This window comes from Pseudorhodoplanes sp., assembly GCF_046289595.1.
In the GTDB taxonomy this organism is placed as follows: Bacteria; Pseudomonadota; Alphaproteobacteria; order Rhizobiales; family Xanthobacteraceae; genus Pseudorhodoplanes.
The window spans coordinates 24651-41013 of record NZ_JBKBVB010000028.1 but is presented as its reverse complement, the minus strand read 5'-3'; the positions used below and the strand labels follow the sequence as shown (position 1 = coordinate 41013).

The 16363-nt window shown below is 64.4% G+C and carries 12 protein-coding genes; 1 reads left to right on the top strand and 11 read right to left on the bottom strand.

The features are described 5' to 3' along the window. A partial coding sequence (locus tag ACK41X_RS08425) for a DUF3463 domain-containing protein (RefSeq protein ID WP_409721278.1) occupies window positions 1–405 on the top strand: 405 nt, incomplete at its 5' end. Here ACK41X_RS08425 and ACK41X_RS08420 read toward each other — a convergent pair. From ACK41X_RS08420 to hemN, 11 genes are all read right to left on the bottom strand, one after another. Beyond that, window positions 343–1050, bottom strand: a complete 708-nt coding sequence (locus ACK41X_RS08420) for a phosphorylase (RefSeq protein WP_409721275.1) — start codon at window positions 1048–1050, stop codon at window positions 343–345. The two genes, ACK41X_RS08425 and ACK41X_RS08420, sit on opposite strands and share 63 nt — an antisense overlap. Window positions 1051–1060: 10 nt before the next feature. After that, window positions 1061–3016, bottom strand: coding sequence for a squalene--hopene cyclase (gene shc, locus ACK41X_RS08415; RefSeq protein ID WP_409721272.1), 1956 nt, complete (start codon window positions 3014–3016; stop codon window positions 1061–1063). A gap of 8 nt (window positions 3017–3024) precedes the next feature. After that, window positions 3025–4260, bottom strand: coding sequence for a hydroxysqualene dehydroxylase HpnE (gene hpnE, locus ACK41X_RS08410; RefSeq protein WP_409721270.1), 1236 nt, complete (start codon window positions 4258–4260; stop codon window positions 3025–3027). Continuing rightward, window positions 4260–5093, bottom strand: a complete 834-nt coding sequence (hpnD, locus tag ACK41X_RS08405) for a presqualene diphosphate synthase HpnD (RefSeq protein ID WP_409721267.1) — start codon at window positions 5091–5093, stop codon at window positions 4260–4262. Before hpnD ends, hpnE begins: the two co-directional genes overlap by 1 nt. Continuing rightward, window positions 5090–5974: a squalene synthase HpnC gene (gene hpnC, locus ACK41X_RS08400; protein ID WP_409721264.1), complete on the bottom strand. Its 885-nt coding sequence runs from the start codon at window positions 5972–5974 to the stop codon at window positions 5090–5092. Before hpnC ends, hpnD begins: the two co-directional genes overlap by 4 nt. A gap of 11 nt (window positions 5975–5985) precedes the next feature. Further along, the gene (locus ACK41X_RS08395; protein ID WP_409721281.1) at window positions 5986–7125 is read right to left on the bottom strand and encodes a glycosyltransferase; all 1140 of its coding nucleotides are present in this window, start codon (window positions 7123–7125) and stop codon (window positions 5986–5988) included. A 55-nt stretch (window positions 7126–7180) separates the two neighbouring features. Beyond that, entirely contained in the window at window positions 7181–8482 is a 1302-nt protein-coding gene (locus tag ACK41X_RS08390; protein WP_409721262.1) for an HlyD family type I secretion periplasmic adaptor subunit, read from the bottom strand. Beyond that, window positions 8479–10263, bottom strand: coding sequence for a type I secretion system permease/ATPase (locus ACK41X_RS08385; protein WP_409721260.1), 1785 nt, complete (start codon window positions 10261–10263; stop codon window positions 8479–8481). The genes ACK41X_RS08390 and ACK41X_RS08385 overlap by 4 nt, the downstream gene beginning before the upstream one ends. 148 nt (window positions 10264–10411) lie before the next feature. Then, window positions 10412–10819 carry a hypothetical protein gene (locus ACK41X_RS08380; protein WP_409721257.1) on the bottom strand — a complete coding sequence of 136 codons (408 nt, stop codon included), beginning with the start codon at window positions 10817–10819 and terminating at the stop codon, window positions 10412–10414. An 82-nt stretch (window positions 10820–10901) separates the two neighbouring features. Continuing rightward, window positions 10902–14681, bottom strand: coding sequence for an Ig-like domain-containing protein (locus tag ACK41X_RS08375; protein ID WP_409721255.1), 3780 nt, complete (start codon window positions 14679–14681; stop codon window positions 10902–10904). 330 nt (window positions 14682–15011) lie between these two features. After that, on the bottom strand, window positions 15012–16355 hold the full coding sequence (hemN, locus tag ACK41X_RS08370; RefSeq protein ID WP_409721253.1) for an oxygen-independent coproporphyrinogen III oxidase: 1344 nt from the start codon (window positions 16353–16355) through the stop codon (window positions 15012–15014). Window positions 16356–16363: the final 8 nt, after the last annotated feature.

Genomic DNA, 16363 nt, shown 5'->3' with positions numbered 1-16363 from the left:
CAGGAATTCGGCTGCACCCCTTGGGGCATGCCCGCGCGCAACATCTTCGGCTGGCAGAAGCCCTGCTATCTTCTGGGCGAAGGTTACGCCAAGACCTTCAAGGAACTGATGGAGACCACCGACTGGGACTCCTACGGCACCGGCAAATACGAGAAGTGCGCGAATTGCATGGCCCATTGCGGCTATGAGCCGACCGCGGCCAATGTTGCCATCAGCAATCCGTTCAAGGCGCTGTGGGTGTCGCTGCGCGGCATCCGCACATCGGGTCCGATGGCGCCGGAGATCGCGCTCGACCAGCAGCGGCCGGCGCAATACGTGTTTTCCTCGCAGGTACAGATGAAGCTATCGGAGATCCGCGCGGCCGAGGCCGAAGAGCGGGCCAAGAAGCCGGCGACAGCGGCCTAACGACGCAAAGGCGCGTTCGGAATCGATGCCGGCGGCGACAAGCGCCGGCAGATGATGGGGTTTTCGCAACAACCCGCCAAGCACCGTGCCGATGGCGACACCGCCGTCCGGCGTCAGCGCGCCTGATGCAAGATCGGGCAGACTGCGTGTCGCAGGGTCGCTGACCGCGCGAATGACGGCGAAGGGCAGACGGTGCCGCTCGGCAAATTCGGCAGCCACGTGCGATTCCATATCGACAGCAATGGCGCTATTGCGCGCATGCAGCGCCGCCTTGTCCGCCGATTTCGACACCACGGTATTCACGCCGGCGAACCCGCCGCGATGGAGGCGCATCGCGCCTTCCAGCTTGGAGGCAACGGCATCCTGCCAGTCGAGCGGCAGGCGACGGTGTGCCGAATTCGCGATCACGTGTGTCGCCAGCGCGATGTCTCCCGGCTTCAGATGCGGCGCAAGGCCGCCGCACAGGCCGAAGCTGAGAATGCCGCGGATCGCATGGTTTCTATCGCTGAAGAGGTCCCCCATCCGCCGGCGCAGCAGGTCCGGCCGCCCGCCGCTGCACAGCGTCACCACACCGTCACCGGCCGCGACCTGCGCCTCGCGCTTCAGTCCGGTCACGACCAGCAAGGCGGGCGGGCTGGCAGTCATCGGTCGGCCGTTACATCCCGAAGGCGACGCGGCGGTCGTTCGCCGCGGTGAGATTGCGATAGCGCGCCACCGCCCAGAGCGGGAAGAATTTCCGATAGCCGTGATAACGCAGATAGAACACGCGCGGGAACCCGGTTGCGGTGAAGCGTTCCTCATCCCAGAGGCCTTCGTTATTCTGGCTGGCGATGAGATACTCGATGCCGCGCCGGACTTGCGGATGATCGGCCTTGCCCGCGGCCATCAGGCCGAGAAGCGCCCAGGCGGTTTGCGAGGCTGTGCTCGGGGCGGGCTCGTAACCCTTGTAATCGAGCTTGTAGCTCGCGCCGTCCTCGCCCCAGCCTCCATCGTCGTTCTGGATAGACAGCAGCCAGTCGGCTGCGCGCGCCACCATCTCGTCATCCGGCTCAAGGCCCGCGGCATTGAGCGCGCACAGGCACGACCACGTGCCGTAGATATAGTTCATGCCCCAGCGGCCATACCACGAGCCGTCGGCAAGCTGCGTGGTCCGCAGATAGTCGATGCCGCGGGCGATGGCGCGCTTGCCGTCGTCGTCCGCCGGAAGCTGCGCCAGCATCGAGATGCAGCGCGCGGTAACATCCTCGGTTGGCGGATCGAGCAGCGCGCCATGGTCCGAGAATGGAATATTGTTGAGATAGCCGTAGGTGTTGTCGGCATCGAACGCGGCCCAGCCGCCATTCTCGCTTTGCAAACCGAGCACCCATTCGCGCGCCCGTGCGATTGCCGGGTCGTAGGTCTGCGCGCTCGAATTGGCTTCGGCACGATGCATCGCCATGGCTACGACCGCGGTATCGTCGAGATCGGGATAATGTGCGTTGTTGTACTGAAAGGCCCATCCGCCGGGCCGCACGCCCGGCCGCTGCTCGGCCCAGTCGCCCTTGAGGTCGAGAACCTGCCGCGGCACCAGCCAGTCGAGCCCGGCCTTGGCCGCTGCCTTTGCCTTGTCGTTGCCGGTTTCAAGCAGGCTGTGCGCGACGAGCGCCGTATCCCAGACCGGCGAGACGCAGGGCTGGCAATAAGCCTCGTCGTCCTTGACGACCAGGAGCTTGTCGATCGAAAGCCTCGCAATGGCGCGGTCTGGATGGTCCTCCGGGTAGCCGAGCACATCATACATCATCACGCTGTTGGCCATCGCCGGATAGATCGCGCCGAGCCCGTCCTCGCCGTTCAGCCGCTCCTTGACGAAGGCGACTGCGGCATCGATCGCCTTCTTGCGAGTCGATTTCGGAAAGAGCGGTTCGGCGGCGCGCAGCAGGATGTCTATGCCGCGGAAGAACAGGAACCACGACCATTTCTGATGCGGCGCTTTCTTCACTCCCCCGACCGTGTGCGGCGGCTCAAGAAACAACTCGTCGATGCCAACGCGTTTCGGATTGCGCGCCAGCGGCTTCAGGGCGCCCAGAACGAGCAGCGGCACGATCACCGTGCGCGCCCAGTACGACACCTTCGACAGATGGAACGGAAACCAGCGCGGCAGCAGCATGATCTCAACCGGCATCACCGGGACCGCCCGCCAGGTCACGACGCCGTAAAGCGCCAGCAATGCGCGGGTGAACACATTGCTGCGCGACGCGCCGCCGCGCGCCAGAATCGCCTCGCGCGCCCGCCGCATGTGATCGGCATCGGGCGAATCGCCGATCATCTTCAGCGCGAAATAGGCCTTGACGCTGGCGCTCATGTCGAAGTCGCCCTCGTGGAACAGCGGCCAGCCGCCATGCCTGCCCTGGATGCGGCGCAGATAGACCGCGATCTTGCGCTCGAGTTCGGCATCGACCGGCTCGCCGAGATGGTGGCGCAGCAGCACATATTCGGCCGGGATCGTCGCGTCCGCCTCAAGCTCGAACACAAAATGCCCGTCCGGCTGGCGGGCCTGCAGCAACGCATCGGCTGCGCGGGTGACGGAACGCTCCAGAAGGTTGCGGGCGAGGGGGGCGGTGGCGTCTTGCATCCTGGGTATCACGTTTGACGGATCAGCCCGGCGGCATTGCGTCCGGACCGGATCGCGCCCTCGATGGTCGCGGGCAGGCCGGTGTCGGTCCAGTCGCCGGCGAGAATGAGATTGCGCCAGCGGGTTCGCGCGCTTGGGCGACGGGCATTCTGATCGGGGGTTGCCGCAAATGTGGCGCGCCGTTCACGGACCAATTGCCATTTCGGAAGCGGGGCATCCATCTCCAATATGTCTGAAATCTCGCGCCAGACCGTCTGGGCCAGTTCCTGCCGCGGCAGCGTCAGCAGCCGGTCGGCATGGCTGATGGTCGCCGAAATACGGCTTTTGAAGGCGAAAATCCACTCCACGGTCTGACCGATGACCCCGGTCATGAACGGCGTCCCCTGGGGAGGCGCGATGTCGTAGTGGACGTTGACGATGGCGCGGAACTCGTCCGGTGCGGTCAGGTCAGGCACCAGGGACGTTGCCGCATAGGCCGGCACCGCAAGGATCACCGCGTCGTCCGGTCCGATCGCGATCTCGCCGTCCTTGAAGCGCAGGGCGACAATGCGGTCGTCCGATCTCGTTATTGCCTCCAGCTCATGCTCCAACTTGATGGCAACGCCCCAGCGCTGAAGACGGTCGAGCGCCGGCGCGACAAAAGCCGTGCTCAGCCCGCTCTCGAAAACCAGCGGACGGCAAGCCTGGCCGCCGCGCAGGAGGGTTTCGCGCGCGATCTGTGCGGCAAGCTTGGACGAGCCGTTCGGCGTGTCGATATTCAGCGCCGCCACCATCAGCGGATCGAGCAGGCGCCGGTAAAGCTCGCTGTCGCGGTCCAGCACTTCGCGCAGCGGCCGGTCCGCGCCGCCGATCAGCATCGGTGCGAGTTTGAGATAATCGAGCAGCGAGGTGCGCGGCACACGGCTGCCGGCATCGAAAATCCAGGCTGGAAAACGGCCGTCGCCGAGCCGCAGAATCCAACTCCCCCCGGTCGCGCCATCGACGAAGCGGAAATTGGCGGGCGCGAAGTCCGGCGTGACGCCGATCGCTCTCAAGTAATCGACCGCCGCATGATTGCCGGACAACAAGAGATGCGTGCCATTGTCGATATGCATGCCGGTCGCCGCATCGTCGTAGGAGCGGCAGCGGCCGCCGGCTTGTCTGGTCGCCTCGTGCAGCGTGACGGCAATACCTGCTTCGGCGAGCCGCACGGCCGCGGACAGGCCGGCCAGTCCGGCGCCGACGATGTGGACATGCTTATTCATCAAAGGATGCCGTAGCGCAGAACCGCAAAGATTAAACGCAGCCGGTCGACCCGCACGCGATCGCGCGGGGCGGCGAAACCGCGCCGCTGCAACGTGTCGAGCATCGGCGCATAGGCCTCGGCCATGATGCGCGGCGCCTTGACGCTGGCCCTGGGCTGCCGGTCCATGATGGTGCGTGCCTGCATGAAATGATCGCGCGCCTTCCCGATCAACGGCGCACAGGCCCGGCCGAGATTGGGATGGGCGAGCACAAGATGGGGGTCTTCGCTGTCGATGCCGGCGGCTATGAGACATTCACGCGGCAGATAGAGCCTGCCAATATCCGCGTCCTCGTCCACGTCGCGCAGGATATTGGTGAGCTGCAACGCGCGACCAAGATGGTACGAAAGGCTGACGCCGTCATCGTTCGGCACGCCGAAGACGCGCACCGAAAGCCGTCCGACCGCGCTCGCCACGCGATCGCAATAGAGATCGAGCGTCGCAAGGTCGGGCGCGCGGATATCGGCCAGCACGTCCATTTCCATGCCGTCGATGACGGCAAGAAAGTCCTCGCGCCGAAGTCCAAAGTCGCGCACCGGACCGAGGAAACCGCCCATGCGCTCCGAAACACGTCCCTGATAGAGCGCGGCGACATCCTCGCGATAGCGGTTCAGCTCGGCGAGCCGCGCGTTGCGCGGACCGTGCGAATCCGCGACATCGTCCACCTTGCGGCAGAACTTGTAGATTTCGAACATGGCTTCGCGTTTTTGGCGCGGCAGGATGCGCATCGCCAGGTAAAACGAGGAGCCGCCGGCATGCTGCGCGGCATCGGCCGATACGGTGGGTGTCGTCACGGCCGGATATCCTGCGTGCTGCGATACGCGGCGCCGCCCGGCAACAGCCGCCGCGCCAGGATTCTGATCGTGGATCCCGCCATCGTGGCGACGAGGGTGGCACGGCCAAGATGAACCTTGTCGGCCAGCGGATCGGCGTGCTCCAGTACGGTCAGAAGCTTGCGGGCGAGCGCCGCGATCGCGGCCACTTCGCAGGCGAGGCGGGTATCGCGGATGCCGTCGGACAGCGCCGGCTGGGTATCGAAATAGGAGGATGTACGGCGCGCCAGCTCGTGAAGGCAGGCGAGGAGGGCCGGAGAGGCCCTGTCCTTGCCGAGTTCCGGCGTGGCCGCGCCATGCGCCCGAAGACGATCCTGCGGGAGATAGACCCGGTCGAGGTTTTGGTAGTCCTTACCGCAATCCTGCAGATGATTGACGATCTGCAGGACCGTGCAGAGTACGTCGGACGCCGCCCAGGTCGCGCGATCCTCGCCGTGTACATCCAGCACGAAGCGGCCGACCGGCATCGCCGAATAGGTGCAATAGCCGATCAGGTCGTCCCAGTCGTCGTAACGGAGCTTGGTTACGTCCTGGCGGAAGGCCTTGAGCAGGTCCAGCGCGTGGACCGGCGACAGTTTCCGGGCGGCGATCTGTTCGCGCAGGCGCACCGAAACGACGTCGTCCGAACGGGCGCCGGTCAGCGAGGCTTCCATGCGATCCAGTCCGCGCAGCTTCTCGCCCGGGGGGAGGAGCGGGTGGTCGGCAATGTCGTCGGCGGCGCGCGCGAAATCGTAGAACGCCATGATGACCGGGCGGTGCCGGGCGCTCACGAGCCGCGAGGCCACCGGAAAATTCTCGTCGCGATGCCCCTTGCCGGACCGGTAGTCGACCGATTGAACCATCAGAGCTTTCTTCAGGGCTTCTTTGCCTGGTAGCGGCCCTTCCAGCGGCCGCCGCGTCCCAGCATGTGCTGGAGCGCCGAGCTGAAGGTAAACGCCATGTAACCGGTCGCGATGACCGGCAGGGCGGGTGCCCAGAGAGGGCTTAGACCATAAAATCGCAAGATTGGCCAAAACGAGACCGCCATCAAGGCCCAGGCGGCCAGGGCGAGCGCCCGCGCGGTTCCGTGTCCGAAAAGTGCGATCAGGGGCGGTGCCCAGTAGGTCAGGGCCATCCCGACGAGCGTCAGCGCCAGCAAGACGGGCGAATAGCGGAGCTGGGCAAAGGCCGACCGCGAGACCATCGTATGGATGTCGCCGAATGCGTCGGATGCGCGGATGCTGCGCACCCGCCGGGTGAGACCGAGCCAGATCGGCCCCCGCGCCTTCATGACCCGCGCCAGCGAGCAGTCGTCGATCAAGGCCTCGCGGATGACCGCGATCCCGCCGGCCCGCGCCAGCGCATCGGCCTTGACCAGCATGCACCCGCCGGCTGCTGCCGCGGTCCGGCTACGCGGATCGTTGACCCACGCGAACGGGTAAAGCATCTGGAAAAAATAGACGAAGGCCGGGATGAAGGCGCGTTCGGCGAGGCTTTCGCAACGGAGTTTCACCATCAGCGAGGTGAGGACATAGCGCCCGGAAACGGCGCGTGCGGCAAGATTTCGCAAGGCGCCCGGCTCGTAGACGATATCGGCATCGGTCAGGAGCAGATAGTCGGGCGCGGCCTTGCCGGCCTCGGCGATGCCCTGCTGCAGGGCCCAGAGTTTGCCGGTCCAGCCCTCCGCGAGGGGCTGACCGCGCAACACGGTCAGCGGCACGGACGAGCCGGTCCGCTGCGGCAGCGCTTGCGCGATCGAGGCGGTCGCGTCCTCGCTATTGTCGTCGACCAGGACGACGGAGAAGCGGCCGGGATAATCCTGGATGAGAAGTGAGGTCAGGCTGTCTGCGATCGACTCTGCCTCGTTGCGCGCGGGGACGATCGCCACGATATGCGGCCACGCGGCTGGCGGCGGCAGTGCGTCGTCCCCCAGCACGTCCGCACGCCAGTAGCCGCCGCGGAGAAAAACACAAAAGATCCATATCGCGAGCGAAATGGCGGCGATCGATATCATCATGCAGCCATGAAAGCCTGCGCTCCCGTGCAGCCGGGCGCGGAGCGTCTCCTGATTATTTCTCGCGGAAGGCGCGGTTAAAATGGTCCGACAGCGGCTTTGCGAGATAGGACAGCATGGTGCGCTCGCCGGTCTGCACGAAGGCCTCGACCGGCATGCCGGGCACAAGCTTCACGTCGCCGAGCCGCGCCACCTGGTCCGGCGGCAGCGCGATGCGGATGGTGTAATAGCCAAGCCCGGTGCGCTGGTCGGTGGTTATATCGGCGGAAATGCGCGATACCGTGCCGTCGATTTCCGGCGTGGTCTGCTGGTTGAAGGCGGTGAAGCGCATGATCGCCTTCTGGCCGATCTGAAGCTGGTTGATATCCTGCGGATTGACCTTGGCCTCGACCGTCAGATTGTCGGTGGCGGGAACGATCAGCATGATCGCATCGCCCGCCGCAATCACGCCGCCGACGGTATGCACGGTCGACTGAAAGACAATGCCATCCTGCGGCGCGCGGATGTCGATGCGGCGCAACTGGTCTTCCGCCGTGACCTTGCGCTCGACGAATTCGCCGATCCGGGCGTCGACATCGCGCATTTCCTTGGCCACCTCGCTCGACAATTCCTGATCGATCTGGATGATCTGCAATTCCAGTTCGTTGATTTTGCCCTTGGCCTGGGCGGTGGTGGCGATCAGCTGGCCGCGCTCGCCCTGCAGGCGCGTGGCTTCGCGCTCGAGCTGGGTCAGGCGGTTCATCTGGATCAGGTTCTTGCTGAACAGGTCGCGCACGCCCGCGAGTTCGCGGTCGATCAGCTCGATCTCCTTGGTCTTGGCGTTTTGCTGCGCGGTCAGTCCGGCAATTTCCTCCTGGAGCTGGCCGATGCGCTGGCGCAACTGGGATTTCTGGCCGGCGCGGGCGGTGCGGCGCAATTCGAACAGCTTCTGCTCGCTGTTCATGATGTTGCGGACGTCCGGATCGGCCGAGTCGGACAGATGCGGAGGGAAGCTGAGCACATCGGCATTGTCGCGCTCCGCTTCGAGCCGCGCCTTGCGTGCGGTCAATTCGTTCAGCCCCTTGGTCACGATGGCGAGATTGGCGCGCGTGACGGTCTCGTCGAGGCGCACCACGATGTCGCCTTCCTTGACGCTGTCGCCGTCGCGCACACGAACCTCGCCGACGATCCCGCCGGTCGGGTGCTGCACCTTCTTGACGTTGGTGTCGACCACGATCTGTCCCGGCGCGATCAGCGCGCCGGATATCTGCGCGGTGGCGGCCCAGCCGCCGAAGCCGAGCACCAGAATGGCGACGACGACGCTGCCGGCGAAAATATGCCGGCGGATCGAGGGTTGAGCTGCGGATTTTGCGGTCATGCGGGAGCTCTCCCGGGTACGACTTGAAGGGGTTGCGGGGCGGCGGGCGCCGCCTGCGGCTGGGCCTGCGCCGCCGGCCGCTGCAGAACCTTGGCCAGCACCTGATCCTTCGGTCCGACCGGGTGCTGCATGCGGCCGCCGCCCATGACAAGGATGAGGTCCACGGCTTCGAGTGCGCTCGGCCGGTGCGCGACGATGACGGCGATGCCGCCCCGCTTGCGCACGCTCATGACGGCCCGCGCCAGCGCCTCGTCGCCCTCGTAATCGAGGTTGGAATTGGGTTCGTCGAGCACGACAAGGAACGGATCGCCATACAGCGCGCGGGCGAGCGCGATGCGCTGGGCCTGACCGGCGGAGAGCGCGCTGCCCTGCTCGCCGACGTCGGTGTCATAGCCCTCCGGCAGCTTCACGATCAGGTCGTGGACGCCGGCGGTCTTGGCGGCGCTGATGATCGCCTCGGGGCTCGGTTCGCGTTCGAAGCGGGAGATGTTCTGCGCCACGGTGCCGGCCAGCAATTCGACATTCTGCGGCAGATAGCCGACATGCTTGCCCAGCGCTTCGGGATTCCATTGATCGAGTGCGGCGCCATCGAGCCGGACATGGCCGCGAACCGGCTGCCAGAGGCCGACGATCAGGCGGGCGAGCGAGGATTTTCCGGAGGCGCTTGGGCCGATGATGCCGAGGCCGTTGCCGGCGCGCAGCACGAAGCTCACGTCCTGGACGATGACCTTCTGGACGCCGGGCGGGGCCGCCGCGACATTCTCCACCGCGAGGCTCGCCTTCGGCGCCTGCAGCGGCAGCACGTCCTTCTGCGCCGGGAACATCGAGAGCAGCCGGTTCAGCCGCTCCCAGCTTTGCCGCGCCGCCTGGAAGCCCTTCCAGTTGGCGATCGCAAGATCGACCGGGGCGAGTGCGCGCGCCGACAGGATTGAACCCGCGATGATGATACCGGCGGAGGCCTGCTGGTTGATGACAAGCCAGGCGCCGACCGCCAGCACCCCTGACTGGATCATCATGCGCAGCGATTTGGACAGCGCGCCAAGCCCGCCCGACACGTCGCTCGACTTGCGATGGCTCGACATATAGCGGCGGTTCGCTTCGGCCCAGCGCGCCGCGATGCGGCCGAGCATGCCCATGGCCGAGATCGCCTCGGCATTGCGGATCGATATTTCCGCGAGCCCGTTGCGGGCGAGCGCCGCCTGCGAGGCATCCATCATCGGCTTCTTGGTCCACACTTCGGTCAGCACCGTCAGCGTGATGAGCAGAATGGCGCCGAACAGGGCCGCCATGCCGATCCAGAAATGGAAGAACACGAAGCAGATCGCGATATAGATCGGCAGCCAGGGCAGGTCGAAAAACGCGATCGGGCCGGAGCCGGACAGGAACGAGCGGACATTGTCGAGGTCGCGCAGCGGCTGCAGGCCGTCGCTGCGGTTGCCGGCGCGCAGCGGGATTTTCACCAGCGTCTCGTAGACCCGTCCGCTCAGCGCCTCGTCGAGACTCGCACCGATCCGCACCATGATGCGCGAGCGGATGATATCGATGATCGCCAGCATGCCGAACAGGAAGGCGGCGATCACGCACAGCCCGATCAGGGTCGGCACCGAGCGGCTGGGCAGCACGCGATCGTAGATTTCCAGCATGAAGATCGAGCCGGTCAGCATCAGCACATTGCTGACGGCCGAGAACGCGCCGCTGGCGATCAGCGCACTGCGGCAGGCGGCGAGCGCCGCTGCGAGTTCGGACTTCGGGCTGCCTGGGGCGGCGGGACGTTGTTGCATGGGTGCTTAGTGTTGGCCTTGTCAGTCCCCGATTCGCCGGGGGGCGCCGGTCACTACCATCATGCCAGTTTTACGGGAAAATGTCGCAGGGGAAGTGGGGCGCTCTCAGCTTCGGGCATTGGCGCCGGCAGCCGGGCCGGGCGTTTTGTTAGACCCCGATAACGCCGCCCGTAAAGATCAGATTATGGTTAGTGAGCTGGGTCGTGTGTGAAATCCCGGTAAGGTCGATCCAGTCGCTCTCGCCTAGAATAATTCGCAGGTAACCGTCCTCGTTCTGGCCGAAAGTGGCTTGTTCGAAGCTGTAACCCTCCACCACGATCAGATCGGCATTCGAATTCTGCTCCCAGCTTCCAAGCGTCATGTCGGTGACGATGTTGCGGCCGGACCCTGGTCCGAACACGAACGTATCGTGACCCGCGCCGCCGGTCAGGATGTCGTCGCCGCTCCACGGGATCAGAACATCGTTGCCCGCGCCACCGGCGATGATGTCGGAAAGGTCGCCGCCGACTAGCGTGCATCTGTTGTCGATAGCCCATGGGCAGCCGGCTTGGTGCATGGCTTATCATATAACGGCGGCGCACCAAACCGTCCGGCAAAAACCCTGCAAGCCCGGAACAGTTCGGAAGACCGTGCGGGGCTCAAACGAACGAGAAGTCGTCCCTGTGAAGCAGTCCGACGCTGACGTCAACAAGGCGGATATTATCCATCTCCGTTAGGTGCAGAATGGTGTCACCGTCGTCAACGGTGGCGGTCGCGATGAGTGTCTCGAAGCTGATATTGAACCCGCGCAATTCGATGACGTCGTCCGTGCCGATTCCGGCAGTGAAATCCGTAATTGTGTCTTGTCCGGAGCCGGGGCTGAATATGAACCTGTCGTTGCCCGTGCCGCCAGTTATGGTGTCGTTTCCGCCCAGGGCAATGATGATGTCATCGCCGCCGCGTCCGTTGAGCACGTCGTTGCCACCGGTGCCGACTAGCATGTCATTGGCGCCCTGGTCACCGTTTAGCGATGTGAAGAATACGAACTGCGCAGTTTCTCCAGCCGCCAAGTCGCCCGCGTTGAAGGTCAGCGTAATCGCTTCGTCCACATAGGCGCCGTTCAAGTCGACCGGGTTGTTGAATGCGGCGGACGCATAGACGTTATAATTCGAGAAGCCGAAATTCGACGCGCGTGCATTGCTATCGAAAGCGATCAGGTTCACCGACACGCCAGAATACTGGCCGTAAGCCTGAGCTATGGCGATATCGCTTGTTTGGTCGGGATTCGCCAGCACGTCGTTGTTGGTGTGATAGGTTCCATATCTCGCAACATCCTGATCCGGATCGAAGCTGCGCATGAAGCGCACGTCGGTCATGATCGATTCCGTTGTGTTCGTCAGGATGATTGTCGTCTTGTAGTAGGTGGCGCTGGGATCGAGGTCGATGATTTGGGTGAAGCTCAACCCCGTGCTGGTTGATCCCAATGTGGTCGCTTGCAGCCTTCCGTTGGCCGAGGTGTCCAACGTCGAGGTTGAAATCTGGGAAGAGATTGAGCGTTCGTCGTTGGCAAAGCTGCTGCCGTTGTGACCAATGACAATCGTGTCGACGGGGGAGCCGGGAAGAGTGAAGTCGCCCGCGGTTGGTGCCGCGCCGGTATCCCAGCCATCGATGTCGACAACGTACGAGATGCCCGCAAAGCCTTGCGGGTGATAGCTCGAGGGCGCTGGGTTCGCTGTCCCCAAGGAGCCGGACGCCGATACGCCGATCTCCATGTAATTGCCCTGCAGGAAGACGTCGCCGCCGACCTGTACGTGATTTGCCGTTCCGACAACAACCGAGACATCCCCGGTCGCCTGCGCGCCGTGCGGATCCGTTATTGTATAGGTAAAGCTGTCGGTGCCGGAGAAGCCTTCGTTTGGTACGTAAACGACTTTGCCGTCCCCGTTAATTTCTACCGTGCCATTCGCCGCTGGCCCGACAGTAGAAACTGAAATCGTATCTCCATCCGGATCGCTGTCATTGGAGGCAACATCGATCACGACCGAATCGCCGGCCATAACGAACGCGCTGTCGCTCACCGCCACCGGTGCGGCATTCTCAATGTCGTCGACGCCATTCACCGTAATCTTGATCTCGCGCGTCGCCGACGCGCCGCTGGAATCGGTGACTTTGACGACAAAGATTTCTTCCGGACTGTCGCCTGTATAAAGTGCCTGCGTCGCTTCCCGCGAATTGTCGAGCGTATAGGTCCACTGGCCGTTCTGGTTGATCGTCAGGGTGCCGTACAGGCCCTGCGCTGTCTCTGAAAACGCCGCTTCACCATAAGCAATCGACCATTCGTGCGTGTCGTTGATGTCGCGGTCGTTGATGCCCAGCGTCCGCGATACGGTATCTTGCTCATCGTCTTCCGTGACCGAGCCGGTGCGGTTCGCGAGAGTGCCGGTGATGGTCGGCGCGTTGTTGGCGCCCGTGACCGCGATGGACAAGGTGCTCGACGTCTGCAGCCCGCCAGAATCCTCGGTGGTGTAAGTGAAGATGTCGAACCCGGTCTCGCCTTCGCCAAGGCCGATCGTGTCGGGATCGAAATTGTTGAGCGTGTAGACATACGAACCGTTCTTGAAGAGGAGAAGCGTTCCGTATGTCCCGGTGACGGCCTTGACGAGGCTGTTGCCGAAATTCTGGGAATTCTCCCCCGCGCCGACTGCGATCAGTTTGATCGGGTCGCCATCGACGTCGCTATCGTTTCCGAGAGCGTTGCCGGTGGCGATCGGATCGCCAATGGTCGGGGCGCCGTTGACGAGGCCCGCTGCCTGCACGCTGCCCGTGTCGGGCTCGGCGGCCGGCGCGTCGTTCACGCCTGTGAGGTTGATCGTGAGCACCGCCGAGGCGGTCGCGCCGAACGGATCGCTGATGGTGTACTGGAACTGGTCGGCGGCTGCCTCGCCCTCGGCGAGCGCGGCGAAGGCGTCGTTCGGCTCGAAGGTGTAAGTGCCGTCCTGCGCGATCGACAATGTCCCGAACGCCCCGGCAATCGTGGCGCCCTCCGGGCCGACCGTCACCGGCTCGCCCTGCAATTGCCCGCCCTCGACGCGCTGGACGCGGACCACAGTGAGGATGCCGCCCTCCGGATCGGTGTCCTGCCCGGGCGTTTCCGGGTTGTTCGGGGTGATGACATTGCCGCCGTCCGAGCCGCCGCCGGAATCGTCGACCGCGATCGGCGGCTGGTTCGGCGTCACGACCACGGTGAAGGGCGGCGGGGGCGGGGGGACGATCGGCGGCGGCAGCGCCGGGTCGAGCGGGGGCTGCAGGACGACGGGCGCCTGAGTGGGATTGCCGCTTGCATTGTTGATGGCTTCGACCAGCGTCGGCTGCTGCTGCGGCGCGTTCAGCGGCTCGCCCGAGCCGCTGCCGCCCGCGGTCTGCGGGTTGGGATCGTTCGGATTGTCGCCGCGGCGCTCGGGCGAATCCTGCTGCGGGACGAACGGATTTTGCTGGTTGTTGTTGAAGATGGTGAAGATCTGCTGGACGATATTGAGTTCTTCCTGCAGCTGCGCCGGGGTCTTCTGCTCCTGTTGCGCCACCACCTGCAACGGTCCGGCCGGCGTCACCAGCCAGCCGATCTGCGAATTGTTCACGGTCGCGATCAGCGCGCCAGTGGTCTTGTTGTAGAGGCTGAAGGAGCCGGTGGTGCCGTCCGGTTCGACCATCACCGAGAAACGGGTCTGTCCGTCGGCTGCGGAAATCTCAACGAGCACTGCCGTGCCGCGGATGCCCATGGTGGCGACCGGCGTCTCGACCCGCATGTCGCCGGTCTTGGCGACCTGTCCGGCGACGAAGCTGAAGGTGCCCTGCACCAGGCTGAGCATCGCCGCATTGCCGGCGCCGCCGTCGGTATAGACGAAGTCGTTCAGGACCATGCGCGCATTGGCGCTGAGGCTGAACGTGGTGCCGTCGGAGAACACGATGGCGACCGACGAGCCGCCCGAGGTCTGCACCACGTCGCCCTTGCGGACGGTATCGCCGGCATTGAGCGTGACGGTGACGCCATTGCGCACGACCGTTGCGGAGCCGGACACCGCTTCGACGCGGCCGATGACCGGCTGAGCAGATGCGGCCTGTCCGCCCGCCTGCGCCAATTGTCCCGGTGCGAGCGGACCGGCCAGGGCCTCGACCACCGCCGGGCTCAGCGTTGCACCCTCGCGCGACATCAGATGCGGGCGTTTGTCGGTCGCGAAATAGTCGGCGATGAAGAATGATTCTCCGTCCTCGCCGACGATTTTCAGGTCGTTCATGCCGACCCGCTGGAACTCGCCATTGAAGAGCAAATGCGCGTCGGGAACTTCGACAAAGTCGTCATAGACGCGAGGGCCCGCACCAAGGCCGGGGCTGTCGAACACTTGCGTGTCTAGCGCGTTCAGGGCCAGCACCGCGTTCAGCATCGTGGCGAATCCCAAAACGGACTTCCCTGCGGCGCCGGAGAGCCGAATTCACAATGCGTGGCGGTATTTTATCCGCGAACGCCCACCTCTTTCCCGGAGCCAAAATGTTAGGGGCGGCCCGGAAGGGGGTCAATAAATCATTAAGAAAGCACGGACAATCCTCAAAAATGTGGTTACTGCGAGGTGTCTAAATACCTAAGTATACGGCACGGAGGAAAATCGGTCGCATGGCGGTCTCCGAAGCGCAGCATTTTCTGCCGTCGCAACTTTCCAAACATCAAACCTTTCGACCAGCCACTGCCGGCCGTCGCGGTGCCGGACCGCGACGCTTCACACCGCCGCCGAATGCCGCGTCAGGCTCGCCGGCAGATAGGCATCGAAGGCGGCGGCGATCAGCCGCGCAAAGCTGCGTCCCGGCTCCAGGATGTGGATGCGACGCCCGTCGATTCGGATCAGACCTGCGTCGGCAAAGGGGGCAAGTGCGGAGAGTTCTTCGCGGAAGTCCTGGTCCCGCGCCAACTGATCGAGATCGATCGAAAAATCGCAGAGCAGACGCTCGATGATCCGTGCGCGTACGATGTCGTCGTCTGAAAGTGCGATGCCTTTTACGGCCGGCAACCTGCCGGCCTGCACCGCCCGGGTGTAGCCTGCGATATCGGCCGCATTCTGCGCATAACCGAATGGCGTTTTCCCGATCGAGGACGCGCCGAACCCGATCAGGGCGCAGGCCCGGTCGGTGGTATAGCCCTGAAAATTCCGGCGCAACGTGCCGCGTTGGGCGGCGATTGCGAGTTCGTCGCGCGGGTCGGCGAAATGGTCGAAGCCGATGGCGCGATAACCGTGACCGGTCAGCACCGTCGCTGCAACGCGCGCCTGCGCCAGCCGTTCCTGATGGCCCGGCAATTGCGCGGCGTCGATCAGCCGCTGGTTTTTCTTCATCCAGGGGACATGCGCATAGCCGAATAGCGCGATCCGTTCGGGTTGCAGCGAGGCGGCAAGATCGGCATTGCGCGCGACACCGGCCGCGGTCTGCCGCGGCAGGCCGTACATCAGATCGAGATTCAGGCCGTGAATGCGGGCCTCCCGGAACATCTGCGCGCTGCGCCGCACGAGATCGAACGGCTGGACCCGCCCGATCGCACTCTGGACCTCCGGCGAAAAGTCCTGTGCGCCAAGGCTGACGCGGTTCACCCCGATGCGCGCAAGCACCGTCGCAAGCGAAGGACTGGCGTGGCGCGGATCGATCTCGATAGCATGTTCGCGCAGCGCCGACAGGTCGAACAAGCCGGCGATGCGCTCCATCACCGTCTGAAGTCCCGCTTCGCCGAGTATGGACGGTGTGCCGCCGCCCCAATGCAGGTGCGACACGCGGCGCGCCTTGAGATGCGATGCGACAAGCCCGATTTCGGCGCTCAGCGTTTTGACATAGCGGTCCACCGGATCGCGCCGGCGCACCGCTTTGGTGTTGCATCCGCAATAGAGGCAAAGTTCCGCGCAGAACGGTACATGCACATAGAGCGACAAAGTGGCGTCGGGAGACAGTCTCGCAACCCAGTCTCCGTAGCGGGCCGCGCCGACCGATCCGTTGAAATTTGGGGCGGTCGGATAGGACGTGTAGCGCGGAACATTGACCGCCGCGAAGCTCGACACCGAAGATGGCCGCTCGCCCTGCATGATGCGTT